Origin of the sequence: Parasphingorhabdus sp. SCSIO 66989 (assembly GCF_032852305.1) — a bacterium.
In the GTDB taxonomy this organism is placed as follows: Bacteria; Pseudomonadota; Alphaproteobacteria; order Sphingomonadales; family Sphingomonadaceae; genus Alterisphingorhabdus; species Alterisphingorhabdus coralli.
Map to the genome: position 1 here is coordinate 657,501 of NZ_CP136594.1, position 18,187 is coordinate 675,687.

The window sequence follows — 18,187 nt, forward strand, 5'->3', positions numbered from 1 at the left end:
GGAGGGTGTTTCCAATGCTGTCATTGGTGGTGTGGATTCTCAAGCGTGAGGTAAGAGCATTTGGTGGATGCCTTGGCATGTACAGGCGATGAAGGACGTGGCACGCTGCGATAAGCGTGGGGGAGCCGTGAGCAGGCTTTGATCCCGCGATTTCCGAATGGGGAAACCCACCTTCACCATTTCATACAATTTACGGGCTTGCCCCGTATGTTGGATGAGGTGTGTAAGGTATCACCTTAGTGAATATATAGCTTTGGTGAAGCGAACCCGGAGAACTGAAACATCTCAGTACCCGGAGGAAAAGATATCAACCGATATTCCGTTAGTAGTGGCGAGCGAACGCGGATCAGGCGAACAATGTAAGTGAACGGGAAGTTTCTGGAAAGGAACGCCATAGTGGGTGACAGCCCCGTACCGGCAGCAAGCATTGACATATTAAGTAGGGCGGGACACGTGAAATCCTGTCTGAACACGGGGGGACCACCCTCCAAGCCTAAATACTCGTACATGACCGATAGCGAACAAGTACCGTGAGGGAAAGGTGAAAAGCACCCCGATTAGGGGAGTGAAACAGTACCTGAAACCGGATGCTTACAAGCAGTAGGAGCCCCATATGGGGTGACTGCGTACCTCTTGCATAATGGGTCAGTGACTTAATCTAACATGCAAGCTTAAGCCGTTAGGTGTAGGCGCAGCGAAAGCGAGTCTGAATAGGGCGAATGAGTATGTTGGATTAGACCCGAACCCCGGCGATCTAGGCATGGCCAGGTTGAAGGTGCGGTAACACGCACTGGAGGACCGAACCGTTTAATGTTGAAAAATTATCGGATGAGCTGTGTTTAGGGGTGAAAGGCCAATCAAGCCGGGAAATAGCTGGTTCTCCGCGAAAACTATTGAGGTAGTGCCTCGGATGTTTTCCTATGGGGGTAGAGCACTGGATGGGCTAGGGGGTCGCGAGATCTACCAAACCTAACCAAACTCCGAATACCATAGAGACAAGTCCGGGAGACAGACGGCGGGTGCTAAGGTCCGTCGTCAAAAGGGAAACAGCCCTAACCTACAGCTAAGGTCCCCAAGTCATATCTAAGTGGGAAAGCATGTGGGAATCCCAAAACAACCAGGAGGTTGGCTTAGAAGCAGCCATCCTTTAAAGAAAGCGTAACAGCTCACTGGTCTAAATAAGGGTTCCTGCGGCGAAGATGTAACGGGGCTAAAGATATGCACCGAAGCTTAGGGTTCATCGTAAGATGAGCGGTAGCGGAGCGTTCCGTAAGTTGATGAAGCCGTCTGGTAACGGGCGGTGGAGATATCGGAAGTGCGAATGCTGACATGAGTAGCGATAAACAGAGTGAGATGCTCTGTCGCCGAAAGACCAAGGGTTCCTGCTTAAAGCTAATCTGAGCAGGGTAAGCCGGCCCCTAAGACGAGCCCGAAGGGGGTAGTCGATGGGAACCACGTTAATATTCGTGGGCCTGGAGATGTGTGACGGATGGCGTGTATCGTCTGAGCTTATTGGATTGTTCAGGCGGTGAAGTTGTCCCAGGAAATAGCCTCTCCGTATAGACCGTACCCGAAACCGACACAGGTGGTCAGGTAGAGTATACCAAGGCGCTTGAGAGAAGTGTTCTGAAGGAACTCGGCAAATTACATCCGTAACTTCGGGATAAGGATGCCCTGTCAGAAGGCAACTTTTGGCAGGGGGCACAAGCCAGGGGGTAGCGACTGTTTAGCAAAAACACAGGGCTCTGCTAAGTCGGCTTCAAGACGACGTATAGGGTCTGACGCCTGCCCGGTGCTCGAAGGTTAAGAGGAGGAGTGCAAGCTCTGAATTGAAGCCCGAGTAAACGGCGGCCGTAACTATAACGGTCCTAAGGTAGCGAAATTCCTTGTCGGGTAAGTTCCGACCTGCACGAATGGCGTAACGACTTCCCCACTGTCTCCAGAACATGCTCAGCGAAATTGAATTCTCCGTGAAGATGCGGAGTACCCGCGGTTAGACGGAAAGACCCCGTGCACCTTTACTGCAGCTTCAGAGTGGCATTAGGAAAGAACTGTGTAGAATAGGTGGGAGGCTTTGAAACTTGGGCGCCAGTCCGAGTGGAGCCAAAAAGTGAAATACCACCCTGTTGTTTTCTGATGTCTAACCTGCACCCGTGAAACCGGGTGAGGGACCCTCTGTGGCGGGTAGTTTGACTGGGGCGGTCGCCTCCTAAAGAGTAACGGAGGCGCGCGATGGTTGGCTCAGGACGGTTGGAAACCGTCTGTTAGAGTGCAATGGCATAAGCCAGCCTGACTGCGAGACCGACAGGTCGAGCAGAGACGAAAGTCGGTCATAGTGATCCGGTGGTCCCTCGTGGAAGGGCCATCGCTCAACGGATAAAAGGTACGCCGGGGATAACAGGCTGATGATTCCCAAGAGCTCATATCGACGGAATCGTTTGGCACCTCGATGTCGGCTCATCACATCCTGGGGCTGGAGCAGGTCCCAAGGGTTTGGCTGTTCGCCAATTAAAGTGGTACGTGAGCTGGGTTCAGAACGTCGCGAGACAGTTTGGTCCCTATCTGCCGTGGGCGTCGATTGTTGAGAGGAGTTGCCCCTAGTACGAGAGGACCGGGGTGAACATGCCTCTGGTGTACCTGTCATCACGCCAGTGGTGCAGCAGGGTAGCTATGCATGGACGGGATAACCGCTGAAAGCATCTAAGCGGGAAGCCTCCCTCAAGATAAGCAATCATCGAGTCGTGGAAGACTACCACGTTGATAGGCCGGGTGTGGAAGCGCAGTAATGCGTGTAGCTAACCGGTCCTAATTACTCTTTTCGCGCTTGCAGAATCCCACCATCAATGACAGCCTTGGAAAGAAGGTTGGTGTTGATGCGATGATTATTGCAGCCGGATACGCCTGAACAACAAACACCATCGATTAAAAAACTTCATGCACCTGCTTCATTGCTTGGTGGCCATAGCGTCTGTGACCCACCCGATCCCATCCCGAACTCGGCCGTGAAACCGGACAGCGCCGATGGTACTATTGCTTAAGCACTGGAAGAGTAGGTCGCCGCCAGGCATTGCAGCCGGTGCATGAGGGTAAAACCCATTTACAATCTCTTTGCAAAGCGGCCTGTCCGGCACCGGGCCGGTCGCTTTTTGCATTTCTGGGCTAGCGCATGCCCAGTTTGGTGGCGCGGGATGGAGCAGTCCGGTAGCTCGTCAGGCTCATAACCTGAAGGTCGTAGGTTCAAATCCTACTCCCGCAACCAAATCTTCCCAAAAACACCATCGCTATAACGAACTGATTCCCTCTTTGGAGGCCCGGCGGCGCATTGTGCAATTGCGAAATAGGCTGACTGCCCCTATTTTGCTCCCATGATATCCACTCCCATCTTTGCCGCCATCTTATGGGCCGTCATTCTCGGCGGTTTGGGTGGCGCGCTGACCAAGATCGGGCCATGGTATCGCAACCTGAAAAAGCCGAGCTGGCAGCCGCCGGATTGGTTATTTGGTCCTGCCTGGACGGTGATATTGGGGCTGGCGGCATGGGCTGCGATATTGTCATGGAATGCGGCAGGATCTGATGTTGAGCGGCTTTCCATCATCATCGCCTATGCGGTGAATTTTCTCTGCCATTTTGCCTGGTCGCCGCTTTTCTTTACATGGCAGCGTCCCGATTGGGCCTTGATTGAGGTGGTCTTTCTCTGGTTCTCGGTGCTGGCGCTGCTGATTGTCACCAGCGGACTGTCCACCCTCGCGGGGGTAATGATAGTGCCCTATCTCCTCTGGGTATCCTTTGCCGCGATACTCAACGCCAAGATCGTGCAGCTCAACCGCCCGTTTTCAGGACTAACGGCATGACCCAAGCACCGCCATCTCCCTGTATCAGCATTTGCACCATCGATAAGGCGAGTGGCTGGTGCGAGGGCTGTGGTCGGAGCATAGCGGAAATCACCGAATGGGCGTCTGCCTCGCCTCAGCGCCAGCAACAGATTGTTGATGACCTGCCTGCGCGAATGACCGAACTGCGCCGCACTTCCGAAAAGAAGAGTGCAGGATAGCCACAGCTTTTCATGACATCCGCGCCGCCCCTTGTGCTTGAATCGCTTGGCAAGACTTTGCCCAATGGACGCCAGCTCTTTGCCAATCTTTCGCTGACGGTATCGGCCGGAGAATGTGTCTCGATTCAGGGAGAATCGGGGATTGGCAAGTCGACCTTGCTCAATCTTGCTGCTGGCCTTGATACGCCCAGCGCGGGAATGGTGGAGGTAGCGGGGCGGAAATTGGCCGATTTGTCCGAGGCTGATCTAACCGCGCTGCGCGGGCAACAAATCGGCTTTGTGTTTCAGTCCTTCCATGTCCTGCCCTATCTCACTCTGGCGCAAAATGTTGCGCTGCCCGCGATCCTTTCCGGCGATCCGCGTGATGCGGCGCTGACCAAGGCCCGCACCCGGCTGAGCGAGGTCGGGCTGGGCGACAGGCATGGTGACTATGTCGCTGCCTTGTCCGGCGGTGAGTTGCAGCGAGTCGCGATTGCCCGCGCGCTGGTACATGATCCGGTGCTGATCCTTGCCGATGAGCCGACCGGCAATCTTGATCCTGATACCTCGAACGAGATTATGGACCTGCTTGCCCGCACGGTCCGCTCTACCGGCGCGGCGATGGTGCTGGTGACGCATTCCCCTATCGATGCAGCGATGGCCGATCGGCAATTGCGGCTTACGGCCAGTGGCATGGAACCTATTGCATGACCGCCATGGCCACCAGCAAAGCTAGCGGCACCATTTGGCGCTGGCTGCTGGCTGGCCAGTTTCGCAGCTTTCCTTTGCGCTATTTGCTCGCCAGCCTGGCGATTGCGCTCGGCATTGCGCTGGGCTTTTCGGTGCATCTGATCAATGCCTCGGCCAGCGATGCCTTTGGCGATGCGGTGCGCAATATCTCTGGCAGTGCCGATGCGCAGATCGCAGGGACCACCGGTCTCGGCTTTGATGAAGCGCTTTATCCCGAGGTGTTTCGCCTGACCGAAACCGCCGATGTCAGCCCGGTTATCGCCATGTCTGCCGTTATCGAACCGTCGCGATTGCGGGTGCGGTTGCTTGGTACCGATATCTTCCGCGCTGCCGGGATTACGCCACTGCTCCTGGGGCGCCAGGAAATTGCAGAGGATCAGTCACGTGGGCGCGGCGATGCCGACAGCGGCTTCGATATGGACGCCCTCTATCTCAGTCGCACCGCTCTGAACGAGGCCCAACTGGCGATAGGCGATACCGTCACGCTGCGTGCCAATGGGCAAAGCCATGCATTCACCATCGCTGGCGATCTGCCCGGCATGGAGACAGGGCAGGCGGTGGCGGTGACCGATATTGCCACCGCGCAATGGCGTTTTGATCGGCTCGGTCAGATTGATCGGCTGGATATTCGCCGCGCCGATGGCGTGACTCAGGCTGAGCTCAATCAGGCGCTGCAAGCCATATTGCCCGATAATGCGCGCATTACGGGGGCAGAACAGGAAACCGCCAATCGCGCGCAATTGTCGCGCGCCTATCGCGTCAATCTTGAGATGCTGGCGCTGGTGGCGTTGGTGACCGGCGGCTTTCTCGTCTATGCCGCGCAATCGCTCTCTGCCGAGACGCGCCAGCAGCAATTTGCCTTGCTGCGGATATTGGGTTTGCAGCGGGCCAGCCTGCAACGCCAATTGCTGATCGAGGGACTGGCTCTTGGCCTCTTCGGCTCGCTTGTCGGGCTGGCGCTCGGCTATGGCTTTGCGCTGCTTGTGGTCAATCTTGTCGGTGCTGATCTTGGCGCGGGCTATTTTTCCGGGCGCAGCCAGCCGCTTGCGGTGTCGCCATGGGCGATAGCGGTGTTCCTTGCCTTCGGGATTGGTACTGCGATTATCGGCAGTCTCGCGCCGGGCAGACGGGCGGCAAAGCTGGTTCCAGCCCAGGCGATCAAATCCTCGGCGGATAATTATCACAGCGATGATGCACCGCGCTGGTGGCCCGGCCTGTTATTGCTGCTGCTTGGCGGCGCTTTGACATTTGCGCCGCCGGTCAATGGCCTGCCGCTCTTTGGCTATCTCGCTATTGCCGCCCTGCTGGCCGGGGCGATCTGGTTGACGCCTTGGCTGGCGCAGACATTGCTCAAACCGCTGACCCGCTTATCGGCGGGCTATCTGCCCTTTGATATGGCGCTTCGGCATCTGATGCGTTCTCCCTCGCGCGCTGCGGCAGCGCTGGCCGGGATTGTCGCCAGTGTCGGCTTGATGATGGCAATGGCGATCATGGTCTCCAGCTTCCGTACCTCGGTCGATGGCTGGCTCGGCTCGATTTTAAGCGCGGACGTTTATGTCACCGGCGGCTTTTCCGGCGCAACCTTTGACGCCGACCAGCAGCGGCGCATCGCCGCGCTGCCCGATATCGCCCATGCCGAGTTCAGCAAGACCGTCTCGCTCAGCCTTGATGCGGAGCGGCCTGCAGTCAATTTGATTGTCCGCCCGGTAAAGGGCACTCGCTTTCCTCTGGCACTTATCCGTGAGTCAGGGGCCTCTACCGAAACGCTCCCCATCTGGGTGTCGGAGCCTGCTGCCCGGCTTTATGATCTGGAGATTGGTGACACGCTGACCCTGCCGCTGGGCGATGATGGTGCGATCGCGACTGTGGTCGGCATCTGGAGCGACTATGCCCGCCAGCAGGGGGCGATTGTCATCGAGGCAGAGGATTATGTCCGTCTGACCGGCGATACAGTGCGCAGCGATATCGCCATCATGCTGGCGGGCAATGATGCGCCCGAAGCCGTGATTGCGCGTATGCGGCCCGAAATTGAAATCATCACCGGCAGCTCTGTCGATATCTCCGATGCCAGCGGCATCCGCGCGCTGGCGTTGCAGCTTTTTGATCGCAGCTTCGCCATTACCTATGGCTTGGAGGCGGTGGCGATATTGATCGGCATGGTCGGTGTCGGCGCAACCTTTGCAGCACAGGTTACTGTTCGGGTGAAGGAATTTGGCATGTTGCGTCATATCGGCTTTGGCCGCGGCCAGATTATTGCGATGCTGGCCAGCGAGGGTTTTCTGCTCGGGGTAATAGGGCTGATTGCCGGGCTGGCCGTGGGCCTCGCCATCAGTCAGGTGCTGATCCATGTGATCAATCCGCAATCGTTCAACCTCACCATGACGACGCATTTCCCTTATGCGCTGCTGATTGGGATATCGCTGGCGCTGTTGGCGACATCGGCGCTCACCGCGATATTTGCCGGACGCCGCGCCGCCTCTCAAGACGCCCTGCAGGCGGTAAGGCAGGATTGGTGATGCGCGCTTTTCTGGCCCTGTTATTGGCACTATTCGCCGGGGCGGTGGCATGGGCAGCGGCGAGCGTCACCTATCCGGAGGTGCGCCAGGGCCAGACCATCAGCTTCCCCAAAGACCATGGTTCGCATGATAACTACCGCACCGAATGGTGGTATTTTACCGGCTGGCTGGAGACCGAAAGTGGTGACCCGCTGGGTTTTCAGATCACCTTCTTCCGCAGCCGCCCGGATATCCCGCAAGATAATCCCAGCCGCTTTACGCCAAACCAGATTGTCTTTGCCCATGCTGCGATTTCGGACCCGAAAACGGGCAAGCTGATCCATGATCAGCGCATGGGCCGCAAGGGCTTTGGCATTATCGATGCGGCGAGCGGCGATACTGATGTGCAATTGCTCGGCTGGTCGCTGGAGCGTGATACTGCAGGCGCGTTTGTCAGCCGGGTCGAAAGCAAGGATTTTGTGCTGGACCTTAGCTTCAATCCATCGCAGCCGGTTATGCTTAATGGCGATCGGGGCTATAGCCGCAAGGGCCCGCAGCCGTCTCAGGCCAGCTATTATTATTCCATGCCGCATCTCGACGTCAGCGGATCGGTGACGCGCAAGGGGCGTCAAGAAACGGTGCGTGGCAGCGGCTGGCTGGATCGCGAATGGTCCTCCGATGTGCTGCCTGAAAATGCCGTCGGCTGGGACTGGACCGGGCTGAACTTTGATGACGGCAGCGCGCTGATGGCGTTTCAGGTGCGAGGGCGCGATGGCAAGCCGGTTTATGCGGGGGGCAGCTATCGCGATGCGGATGGCGAGCAGACGGTGCTGGGTTCCGACGATGTCCGCTTTGTACCACGGCGATATTGGACCTCGCCCGAAACCGGCGCTTCCTATCCGGTCGAAGCGGAATATGTCATCATGGTGCGGGGCGAGGAAAAGCGCTTTGTGTTGACCCCGATGTTTGATGCGCAAGAGCTGACCGGCGCTTTGACGCCTACCTATTGGGAAGGCGCGGTGACGACCAAGGGGGGACGCGGCTATCTTGAAATGACTGGCTATGCCGAGGATATTTCGCTCTAAAGTTGCCATAGCTGGCTACTCCGTCATTGCGAGGAGCGAAGCGACGCGGCAATCCAGAGCAGGTGCGTGTGGCTCTGGATTGCTTCGCTGCGCTCGCAATGACGAAATCAAACTATCTAGCTGACCCGGGATTGAGAAAGAATGACAGGCAAGGCCATTATTGCAGGCGGCGGCATAGGCGGATTGACCGCAGCATTGTGCCTGCATCATTTTGGTTGGGACGCGTGTGTCTGTGAACAGGCCGAGGCGATTGCTGAGGTCGGCGCGGGTATCCAGATCAGCCCCAATGGCATGAAGGTGCTGCGCGCGCTGGGGCTGGATGAGGCGGTGCTGGCGGCAGGGTTTCGACCCAAAGCGGCAGAGTTTCGCGGCGGCACATCGGGGCGGTTGATCTTTCGTGAGTCCATGGCCGGATATGAAGCCAAATATGGCGCGCCCTATGTCCATATCCATCGTGCCGATCTGATTGCGATATTGCAGCAGGCGGTGGAGGAGCGGATGCCTGGGGCCATTCACACCCATAGGCAGGTAACCGGCTATGGTCAGGGGGCGGATAGCGCCTGGCTCACGCTTGCGGATGGTCCGCAAATCTCTGGCGATGTGGTGATCGGCGCTGACGGCATCCACTCGGCAATCCGCACCCAGATGCTGGGAGCGGAAAAGCCGCGCTTTACCGGCAATATTGCCTGGCGCGCGGTGGTTCCGGTTGAGAAGCTGGGGCTGCATGTCCCCGATCCGGTTGCGGGGGTGTGGTTTGGTGAAGGCAAACATGCCGTTACCTATTTGCTTCGCGGTGGCAAGCTTGCCAATTTTGTAGGCGTGGTCGAGCGTGATGAGCGGCAATCGGAAAGCTGGACCGAGCAAGGCACGCGTGAGCAGGTTTTGGCGGATTTTGCCGACTGGCATCCGATTGTTACAACACTGATCGAACAGGCCGAGGCGCATTATCGCTGGGCTCTGTTTGATCGCAAACCGCTTAGCCAATGGGTTGATGGCCGCGTCGTACTGCTCGGCGATGCCTGCCATCCGATGCTGCCCTTTATGGCCCAAGGCGCGGTGCAGGCGATGGAGGACGGCTATGTTTTGGCGCGCCTGCTGGCTGAGAGCGATAGCGTCAGTGACGCACTGACCGGCTACTTTGCCAAGCGCCATGATCGCACCAGTCGTGTGCAAATGGCGGCGCGGCGCAATGGCGATTTGTTTCATCAGAGAACACCGCTTGGGAAGCTGACTACCCACGGCCCGATGATGGCGGCTAACAGACTGAAACTCGATGTCGCGGATCGGCGCTTGGCCTGGTTATATGGGCATGATGTGACAGCATAAATCCTACCCGTTTACGGGGAGGGGGACCAGCGAAGCTGGTGGAGGGGCACAGGCGTAGTATTCCATTGTTTGGAGTATTGTCTCGCCCCTAAAGCAGGCTCATTGTATTGTCACATGGTCTGCGTCATGCCGAAGGTGCCCCTCCACCGTCTTCGACGGTTCCCCTCCCCCAAGGGGGAGGTTCAGCTACAACGCCTTCTCATACAGCCGATATTCCTTGTTGATATGGCTATCAATCGCATCGGCAATCGCGACCATCCCCTGATTATCCTCCAATATCCAGCCAATCTCGCCACGGGTCGCGCCATAGCGGCTGGTGGCACTGCGCTTGATATATTCGATCATCATAAAGGCCAGCTGACTCGCCAGCCGCGAATTTTGCAGCTCCTTCTTCACCCCCATAAGCGGTACCCGCATGGTGTTGGACCGACAGCTGCGCAGCCACCACAGCAATTTGGCCCAGCCAAAGGGAAAGAGATTGCCGTTCAGCGGTTTGATCGCTTCATTCAGGTCCGGCAGCGTCATCATAAAGGCGACCGGTTCGCCTTCGACCTCGGCAATCATGATCAGATCTTCGCGCACAATGGGCTTCAGCTTCTTGCCGACGTGCGCGATCTCATCATCGGTAATCGGTACAAAACCCCAATTGTCTGACCAGGCGTCGTTCAATATGCCCAATATCGTTGCCGCCTCTTCGTCAAACCGGCTTTTATCAACGCCGCGGACATTGATCTTGCTGCTGCGCTCGCCTGATTTGACGATACGCTGGATCAGCGGGGGAAAGTCCGTGGTGATATCAAGCTCATAGGTGAACAGCGATTTGACCGGCTTATAGCCAGCGGCCTGAACCCATGTTTCCTGTGCCTGATTGTGATGCCCCATCATGAAAGTCGGGTCTTGCTCAAAGCCTTTGACCAGCAACCCCGGCTCATCCCAGACTGACAGGCTCAATGGGCCAAGCGCCCGGTTCATTCCCTGTTTGCGCAGCCAGTCTTCGGCGGCAGCAATCAGTGCGCTGGCAACGTCACCATCTTCTGCTTCCAGCATCCCCCAATTGCCGGTGCCCGGGCCCATGCCCTGCTCTACCGGCTGTTCTGCGGCCAGATGATCGATATGCGCCGAGATGCGCCCGACGACGCGCCCGTCGCGCGTTGCGATCATCGGTTGCACCGTTGCATGGCCATAAAAAGGGTTTTTGGCCGGGTTGAACATGTCGAACACGTCCTGTTTCAGCGGTGGCACCCAATGCGGATCGCTGCTGTTCAGCTGAAAGGCGATATTGACGAAAGCGGCCATGGCGGCCTTGCTGTTCGCCTCGCTTACCTGGATTTCGCCTTTGCCGGACATATATAACCCCCTGTACCATCATGGAATGAAGCCGTATCCGGGCCTCAGACCTTTGTCTGGCTGGCCTTGTGAAGAGCAAAGCGCCATCCTGTCAAGCATCGCGAAATAGCGCGATTTCGCCATGATCTTGCCATGTTGCTCTGCTTCAGGCACGGCGTTGAAATGGATAAAAGCGATATGACTGCACCCACATTGCCACTGGATCGCGCCGCGCATGATGCGGCGGCTAAAGACCAGAGCAGCGCCAAGCAAGCCGTGAAGCTGAGCGAGATTGCCGATGATCAGGATATGATCCGTCTGGCGGCCAAGCTGGCGCGTGATCTGAGCAAGGCAAGTCCGAAGGTTTATTGGACCGATTTTCTGGCCTCGACGGTTATCGGTTATGCTGGCCTTGCGGCAGCTATTTTCGCCGGATCGACGGCCATTGCGGTTATCGGCGGCGTGATTGCGGTTCTGGCGCTCTATCGTGCGGGTAGCTTTATCCATGAGCTGACCCATTTGAAGCGTGATGCCGTTCCGGGCTTCCGCACCGTGTGGAATGCGCTGATCGGTGTGCCGCTGCTGGTGCCAAGTTTCATGTATATTGAGGTGCATAATCTGCACCACAACAAGACCCGCTATGGCACGGTGCGTGATCCTGAATATCTGCCGCTGGCGCGGATGAAGCCGTGGTCGGTACCGCTATTTGTTGTCGTTGCCGCATTGGCACCGATTGCGCTGTTGTTCCGCTATGCGGTGCTGACGCCGCTCTCTTTCCTCATCCCGCCGCTGCGGACTCTGGTGGTGGAGCGCTATTCGGCGCTGGCGATCAACCCGGATTTCCGCCGTCGTATGCCCGAAGGCCGCTTTGCCCGCGAATGGACGACGGAAGAAGCCGCTGCCAGCATCTGGGCTATTGCTCTGATTGCGCTGACCGCGACCGGTATCATCCCTCTCAAGGCCTTTGCGATCTTTCTCGGCATCATGTCGGCCTCAATCGTGCTCAACCAGATCCGCACATTGGTGGCGCATCTGTGGGAGAATGAGGGCGAGGCGATGAGCGTCACCGCGCAATATCTCGACAGCGTCAATGTGCCGCCGCCGGGCCTGTTGCCGGAACTTTGGGCTCCGGTGGGCCTGCGCTATCACGCACTGCACCATCTGCTGCCCAGCGTGCCCTATCATGCTCTGGGTGAAGCGCATCGCCGCCTGATTGAGGCCCTGCCGCAGACATCGCAATATCATGGCGCCAATTACAAAGGTCTGCCCGGACTGGTTTCGCGGTTGGTGCGCAATACTTTTCGCGCCTAAATATCACCTTTCTCCGTTCGGGCTGAGCTTGTCGAAGGGTGGCTCTTTTCTAGGCCCAGAACCTATTGAGCCCGGTGAATCCCTTTTCCCATTACAGTCTTTGCCATCTCGTCGGCCCCGCGCAGGCGGGGCCAAGGCTTTTTTTGACTCACGCAAAGACGCGAAGGCGCAAAGAAGGTTCCTATTTGCACGATCTCTTCGTGTCTTTGCGTCTTTGCGTGAAACTATAGCCCTGGCCCCGCCTGCGCGGGGCCGACGAAAACGCATGTAGCGATTTAATGGGTTCTGAGCCTAGAAAGCTAATTATAGGGCTTCGATACTGCGACAAGCTCAGCACTCAGCCCGAACAGTTTTAGCTATAGATGCAAAATCTTGCTGGCTCGTCCCAGTGCCGCTTTGTCGTGGCTTTCCAGTCCCCATTTCAGGCCGACCCAGACAAGCAGCAACAAGCCACCAATAACAATGCCCAGTCGGATGGCGATGCTTTCCTGCTCCACTATGCGCGCTACAAAAGCCAGCATTGCGCATCCCGCGAGCTGCTGCGCCACGGCCCAGACCATATGCCGGTCCCAGACGGGCATTTTGTCAAACTGGCTAAGCTCCCATGCCGCGATCCAGCTTGCGGCCGTAACGCCCAACGCGACGGCAACCGCCATGCCGACAGCGCCGCTATTCTCGGGCAGCAACATATAGGTTATCGCCGCAACCAATAGACCCAACAGGCTGTTGACCAGCGGTAACAGACGATGGCCGGTCATCTCGACAATCGGCGTCGCGGCCCCCAATAAGGCCTCACCGGCCCGACCGATCAGCAGCACCACCAATATCGGTAGTGCTGCCAGCGCGTCCTTGGTAAAGATCAGCAGGATGATATCGCCGATGAGGATCATCGCTAAAGTCAACGGGATAACCAATATCGCCGCCAGCCGATTGGAGAATTGGTAGAGTGGCAGGATGGCGGCGCGATCAACCTTGGCCTGTGCGGCGCTAAGCGGGGCGAGCACATAGAGAAATGCCTGCCGTACGATCAGCGGCACTGACGCCACCTTGCGCGCTATACCATAGAGGCCAGCAGCAATTGCACCACCTGCACCCGGCAGCGTAAGGTTGAGCAGGACCGGCGGCAGATCGTTAAAGGCGCGCCGGGCGATATTGGGCGGCAGCATCGCCATGCCGGTGAGGAGCACATTGCCCGCCATGCCCTTGGGGCCGGGCGCTCGCATTAACAGACCCCAATCATAATATTTGCCGATCAGCCGCAACGCCAGCACCGCCGTGACTGCCAGCGAAGCGATATGCGCGATAAACAGGCCGAAAACGAGGAACCCCGCAAACCAAGCCGCCACCGCCAGCGCCAGACGAACGCATTGCTCCCAGAAAATGCGCAGGCGTATCTCTGGGCCAAAAGCGCGTCTGGCACGTGCGGCTGCGGTGGCGACTTCGAGCAGGATCAGCAACGGCAGCGACCAGCTGAACAGCGCGATGATTTGCGGCAATGCGCTTGAGGCTTCCTCGCTGCTGGAGATAGCGGGAGCGATTATTGGGGCTAATGCGGTAATGAGTATTGCGACGGCGCAGGCGGGCAGCACCGTCACCAATAGAGCAAAGCGCAATATGGCATGCGCCTCTTCCTCATCATCCGTGCCGGGAATCAGCCGCTGCAGGGCCTGGTGCATCGCCAGGTTGAAGATAAAACCCAGCACATTCACTGCAGACCACAGGCTGATATAGAGCCCATAACCCGCCAAGCCATAAAGCCAGACATAGGCAGGCTGGGCAACAACCTCGATCAGCGCACCGAGGCGGGCAAGCGCGGCCATAGCGGCGCCCTTGCCGACATCACCCCGGCTGATACCAGAGCCCGACACTGCCTCTGTACTATTCTTCGGTTCGGACAAGCACCGTCTCACCGATCAGCAGGAACAGAACGAAGGGTGCCCAGGCCGCGAGCAGCGGCGGGTACACTTCCAGATTGCCCATGGCGAGGGCAAAATTATCGACGACAAAATAGGCAAATCCCAGAGCCATGCCGATCACCGCACGGAAGAACAGCCGTCCAGAACGCGCCAGACCAAAAGCCGCCACCGCGCCCAGCAACGGCATCAGGATCGACGACAAGGGCTTGGAAATCTTGTGCCAATAGGTGGTCTCCAGATCGCTGGTACGCCGCCCGGCAAGCTGCATATCCTCAATCGTCTGGCCCAGTTCAAAAAAGGAAAGGCCCGACGCATTGATATTGCTGAGAGTAAATTGATCGGGCGTCACCTCCGCGCCGACAACCCGGTCGGGCATTTCGGTCACGGTGCCGGTCAGCAGATCAAAGCGCGACACGTCCTTGAGCAACCAGCCCTTGCCAGTGAAGCTGGCCGAGCCAGCCGAAACCGTCTCGCGCAGGCTGTCCTCATCATCGCGGAAAAAGGCGGTCACATTGCGTAGCTGCGTATTGGTACCCTTGCCGATAACCGTTTGCGCCTGAATGATAGTGTGGCCATCACGCACCCAGACATTGGTGCGGCTGTTCGGGTCCTCCGGTATTGGCCCATATTCCGCCGCTTCCCAGGCCTCAAGCGTCGCGGTGGTGCGCGAGACGACGATATCATTGAACAGGAAGGACAGCACAGCGATGATCAGGCTCATCAACAATAAAGGGGCCAGCACCTGATGCGCAGATAGCCCTGCCGCCTTCATCGATATGACTTCGCTATTTTGGTTCAGCGTGGCAAGCGTGATGATGGTTGCCAGCAACACGCCAAAAGGCAGGAAGAACTCTATCAGTTGGGGAATACGCAAGGACACATAGGTCAGTAATTCGCCTTCGCCATTGCCGGGATAGGCCAGGATTTTGCCGCTTTCGCCGAGCAGATCGAGCGTTTGCAGCACCAGCACCAGCAAAGTCACCACGGCTACGACACGGATGACGAACATCCGCGCCATATATTTGGCCATTGACCGGGACGGGAAGAATTCGAGCTGCAAGACCTAATTCTCCATATGTATCTGGCGCTTGCGGCCGATGGAGAGCATGCCTTTGAGGAAGCTGCCCGATTTGGCAAAGAAACGTTCCAGCGCGCCGATCGGTTGTCCGCCGGGGACATGGGACACCTGATAGTACATCCAGATAATCAAACCGGCAAAGAGGATAAACGGCCCCCATAAAGCGATAATCGGGTCAACCCGCCCCAGCGCGCCGATATCCTCGCCATATTGATTGATCTTGTGATAGGCGACGATCATGATGATCGACAGGAATACGCCAAGCGCCGAGGTTGATCTTTTGGGCGGAATGGCGAGCGACACCGCCAGCAGCGGCATTAGCAACATCATCACCACCTCAACGATACGAAAGTGAAAGCTTGACCGGCTTTCGGCTCGTTCAATCGCCGGTGTACTGGGGTTGGTGCCGATACGCACCAGTTCGGGCAGGGTATATTCGCGCTCCTTGCCCCCGCGCTCGCGAAACGCCTCTATCCGTGGCAGATCAATGGGCAAATCGTGGTTGGTAAAGTTAAGGATACGCGGTGTTTCATAATCGACATTTTCATGCACCAATGTGCCATCGCTTAAGCGCAATATGATAACATCCGGGTCGTCAGTAGCCATAAACTGACCCTGTTTGGCAGTAACGGTGAGGATATTGTCGCGGCCACTTTTGACACGGACGAAGATGCCGGAAAGCTGACGGCCTTGCTCTTGGCTGCCCTCGATCCTGATCGTCATATTTTTGCCTAAATTGGTGAACTCGCCGACTTTGATCGACGCGCCCAAAGCGCCAGACCGCAGCTCAAAGCCTAGCCGTTCATAGGCATAGCGCGATTCCGGCTGGATCCAGCCGACAATCGCGAGGTTCACTCCGGCCAATATGATGGCGAAGATAAACGGTACGCGCAAAAGCCGACCATAGCCCAGGCCAACGGCGCGAAACACGTCCAGCTCTGATGATAGTGAAAGCTGCCTGAAAGCCAGCAATATCCCCAGCAACAGGCCAATGGGGATACCCAGCGAAAGATATTCGGGCAGCAAATTGGCGAGCATCTGCCAGACGACACTGACCGGACCGCCTTCTGCCGCGACGAAATCAAACAGGCGCAGCATCTTGTCGAGCACCAGCAACATCGCCGCGATCACCAGTGTGGAGACCAATGGAACGATGACCAGCCGCGCAATATAACGGTCAGTGGCGGTGAGAAATTTCAACTTCTTGTCTCCCTCTCACCATGTTTTGGCCGCAAATGCTTCCCAAATAGATTGATACGATTGGCAAAAATCGGTTTTGCGCCGGTTTTTCATAGCCCTTTACCGGGCCTGATATAGTCTTTGGGAGCGGAAACGCCATGCACAAATTTCGCCTGTTTGCGCCATTTGCGGCTGTGTTGCTCAGCTTTACAATGGCATTGCCCTCTGCGGCGATGGCACAACGGCAGAAAATCTCCAATGATATGGGCAAATGCAGCAGTAGCGCGAGTGGCCCGGCTGTGTTGGTTGAAGTGGTTGGGTTCAAGAATGCCAATGGCCGCATCCGGGTGCAATCCTATAGCGCAACCAAGGCAAAATGGCTGAAGAAAGGCCAATGGATCAACCGCATTGACACGCGGGTGGCGCTACGCAGCGGCAAGATGCGCTTTTGTGTGCCGGTACCGGCCAATGGCAATTATGGCATTGCGGTGCGCCACGACACGGATGGCAATGGCAAGTCCGGCTGGAGCGATGGCGGCGGCTTTTCGCGCAATCCGGATATCTCGCTGACCAACCTCAAGCCTTCGGTGAAGAAGACGAGCATTTCCGTAAATGGCGGTGTGCGTCGCATCACCGTGGTGCTGAATTATCGGCAGGGCCTGTCGATTGAGCCCTGGAAAGCCTCATGACACTCGTCGCTTTACTCTCCAACCCGATGTCTACCGGCAATCGTTCCGGTCTTCCTGAGGTGCGTGCCTATTGTGCCCGTCACCCCGATATCTTCCACTATGAGGTGGAGGAAGTGGACCAGATTGCCCGCGCGCTGGAGAGTATTGCCCGGGTGAAACCCAAAGTTTTGGTCATTAATGGCGGTGACGGTACGGTACAGGCTACCCTGACCGAAATGCACCAGGGCGGCCATTTTGGCGACAACCCGCCGCCGGTCGCGGTGCTGCCTAATGGCAAGACCAATTTGATCGCGCTCGATCTTGGTGCTGATGGTAACTCGCTGGCGGCGCTGGAACGCATTGTCGATATCGCCGCCAATGATCTCGATAGCCATGTGATTGAGCGCCAGATGATTGCGCTGAGCGATGGCGCGGACAATAGCCGCCCGGTGCTCGGCATGTTCCTCGGCGGTGCTGGCCTTGCAGAGATTATTCTCTATTGCCGTAACAAGATTTATCCGCTTGGCCTGTCCAACAATCTCAGTCACTTCCTCGCCGCCTGCGCCACCATTGTCGCCATGTTGTTCAATGTCAGCGCGCGGTTTCTGCCCAAGACATCCTCAACCATGCGCATCTCGATGATCCGCCATGGTGAGATACAGGGCAGCTTCGCTTTGCTGATGGTGACGACGCTGGAAAAGCTGTTGCTGCGCAGTACCACTAAGGAAGATGCAACGCTTGACCCAGTCGGCAAGATGAAATTTGTCGCGGTGGAGAATAATCGGGCCGGTCTATGGACCATGGTGCGCGACACGATTTTCGGCCGTTTCGGCACGCGTCCGGGCGCGGGGCTGCATCTGGAACGCGATGATGTTATCCAGATTGAAGGCGAGCGCGGCTGTGTCGTGCTCGATGGCGAATTGTTCGAGGCAAAGCATGGCAAGCCGATCACCCTGCGCACAACCGAGCCAATGCCGTTTTTGCGCATTGCCGCCTGAGGCTCGCTTGATAGCATATAAGGTG

13 protein-coding genes, 1 tRNA gene and 2 rRNA genes are annotated in these 18,187 nt (G+C 57.2%); 12 read left to right on the forward strand and 4 right to left on the reverse strand.

Features of this window, described 5'->3' with window-relative positions; translation table 11 throughout:
• Window positions 1–40 precede the first annotated feature (40 nt).
• The 9 genes from RB602_RS02990 to RB602_RS03030 all read left to right on the forward strand — a co-directional run bounded on the left by RB602_RS02990 (window position 41) and on the right by RB602_RS03030 (window position 9,686).
• Window positions 41–2,829 (forward strand): 23S ribosomal RNA (locus RB602_RS02990).
• Window positions 2,830–2,951: 122 nt separating this feature from the next.
• Window positions 2,952–3,066: ribosomal RNA gene (gene rrf / locus RB602_RS02995) — 5S ribosomal RNA — on the forward strand.
• A 116-nt stretch (window positions 3,067–3,182) separates the two neighbouring features.
• Window positions 3,183–3,259, forward strand: a tRNA-Met gene (locus tag RB602_RS03000).
• 106 nt (window positions 3,260–3,365) lie between these two features.
• Complete coding sequence (locus tag RB602_RS03005) at window positions 3,366–3,851, forward strand: TspO/MBR family protein (RefSeq protein ID WP_317082816.1); 486 nt, start codon at window positions 3,366–3,368, stop codon at window positions 3,849–3,851.
• On the forward strand, window positions 3,848–4,051 hold the full coding sequence (locus RB602_RS03010) for a DUF1289 domain-containing protein (RefSeq protein WP_317082818.1): 204 nt from the start codon (window positions 3,848–3,850) through the stop codon (window positions 4,049–4,051). Before RB602_RS03005 ends, RB602_RS03010 begins: the two co-directional genes overlap by 4 nt.
• Window positions 4,052–4,063: 12 nt before the next feature.
• Window positions 4,064–4,741, forward strand: a complete 678-nt coding sequence (locus RB602_RS03015) for an ABC transporter ATP-binding protein (RefSeq protein ID WP_317082820.1) — start codon at window positions 4,064–4,066, stop codon at window positions 4,739–4,741.
• Entirely contained in the window at window positions 4,738–7,296 is a 2,559-nt protein-coding gene (locus RB602_RS03020; protein ID WP_317082822.1) for an FtsX-like permease family protein, read from the forward strand. The genes RB602_RS03015 and RB602_RS03020 overlap by 4 nt, the downstream gene beginning before the upstream one ends.
• Entirely contained in the window at window positions 7,296–8,360 is a 1,065-nt protein-coding gene (locus tag RB602_RS03025; protein ID WP_317082824.1) for a lipocalin-like domain-containing protein, read from the forward strand. Before RB602_RS03020 ends, RB602_RS03025 begins: the two co-directional genes overlap by 1 nt.
• A gap of 141 nt (window positions 8,361–8,501) precedes the next feature.
• Complete coding sequence (locus tag RB602_RS03030; RefSeq protein WP_317082826.1) at window positions 8,502–9,686, forward strand: FAD-dependent monooxygenase; 1,185 nt, start codon at window positions 8,502–8,504, stop codon at window positions 9,684–9,686.
• A 186-nt stretch (window positions 9,687–9,872) separates the two neighbouring features.
• Here the strand turns inward: RB602_RS03030 and RB602_RS03035 are convergent, their stop codons facing one another.
• Complete coding sequence (locus RB602_RS03035) at window positions 9,873–11,033, reverse strand: N-acetyltransferase (RefSeq protein ID WP_317082827.1); 1,161 nt, start codon at window positions 11,031–11,033, stop codon at window positions 9,873–9,875.
• A 177-nt stretch (window positions 11,034–11,210) separates the two neighbouring features.
• Between RB602_RS03035 and RB602_RS03040 the strand changes: the two genes are divergently transcribed.
• Window positions 11,211–12,323, forward strand: a complete 1,113-nt coding sequence (locus RB602_RS03040; RefSeq protein ID WP_317082829.1) for a fatty acid desaturase family protein — start codon at window positions 11,211–11,213, stop codon at window positions 12,321–12,323.
• A 356-nt stretch (window positions 12,324–12,679) separates the two neighbouring features.
• Here RB602_RS03040 and RB602_RS03045 read toward each other — a convergent pair whose 3' ends face one another.
• The 3 genes from RB602_RS03045 to lptF are packed head-to-tail and all read right to left on the reverse strand — an operon-like array spanning window position 12,680 to window position 16,517.
• Window positions 12,680–14,221, reverse strand: a complete 1,542-nt coding sequence (locus tag RB602_RS03045) for a lipopolysaccharide biosynthesis protein (protein ID WP_317082831.1) — start codon at window positions 14,219–14,221, stop codon at window positions 12,680–12,682.
• Window positions 14,202–15,299 (reverse strand): LPS export ABC transporter permease LptG, encoded by a 1,098-nt coding sequence (gene lptG / locus RB602_RS03050; RefSeq protein WP_317082833.1) that lies wholly within the window; start codon window positions 15,297–15,299, stop codon window positions 14,202–14,204. The genes RB602_RS03045 and lptG overlap by 20 nt, the downstream gene beginning before the upstream one ends.
• 3 nt (window positions 15,300–15,302) lie before the next feature.
• Window positions 15,303–16,517 carry an LPS export ABC transporter permease LptF gene (gene lptF / locus RB602_RS03055; protein WP_317082835.1) on the reverse strand — a complete coding sequence of 405 codons (1,215 nt, stop codon included), beginning with the start codon at window positions 16,515–16,517 and terminating at the stop codon, window positions 15,303–15,305.
• Between the two features lie 137 nt (window positions 16,518–16,654).
• Here lptF and RB602_RS03060 point away from each other — a divergent pair, with 137 nt between their 5' ends.
• Window positions 16,655–17,185 carry a DUF2141 domain-containing protein gene (locus RB602_RS03060; protein ID WP_317082836.1) on the forward strand — a complete coding sequence of 177 codons (531 nt, stop codon included), beginning with the start codon at window positions 16,655–16,657 and terminating at the stop codon, window positions 17,183–17,185.
• Window positions 17,182–18,162 carry a diacylglycerol/lipid kinase family protein gene (locus RB602_RS03065; RefSeq protein WP_317082837.1) on the forward strand — a complete coding sequence of 327 codons (981 nt, stop codon included), beginning with the start codon at window positions 17,182–17,184 and terminating at the stop codon, window positions 18,160–18,162. The genes RB602_RS03060 and RB602_RS03065 overlap by 4 nt, the downstream gene beginning before the upstream one ends.
• Window positions 18,163–18,187: the final 25 nt, after the last annotated feature.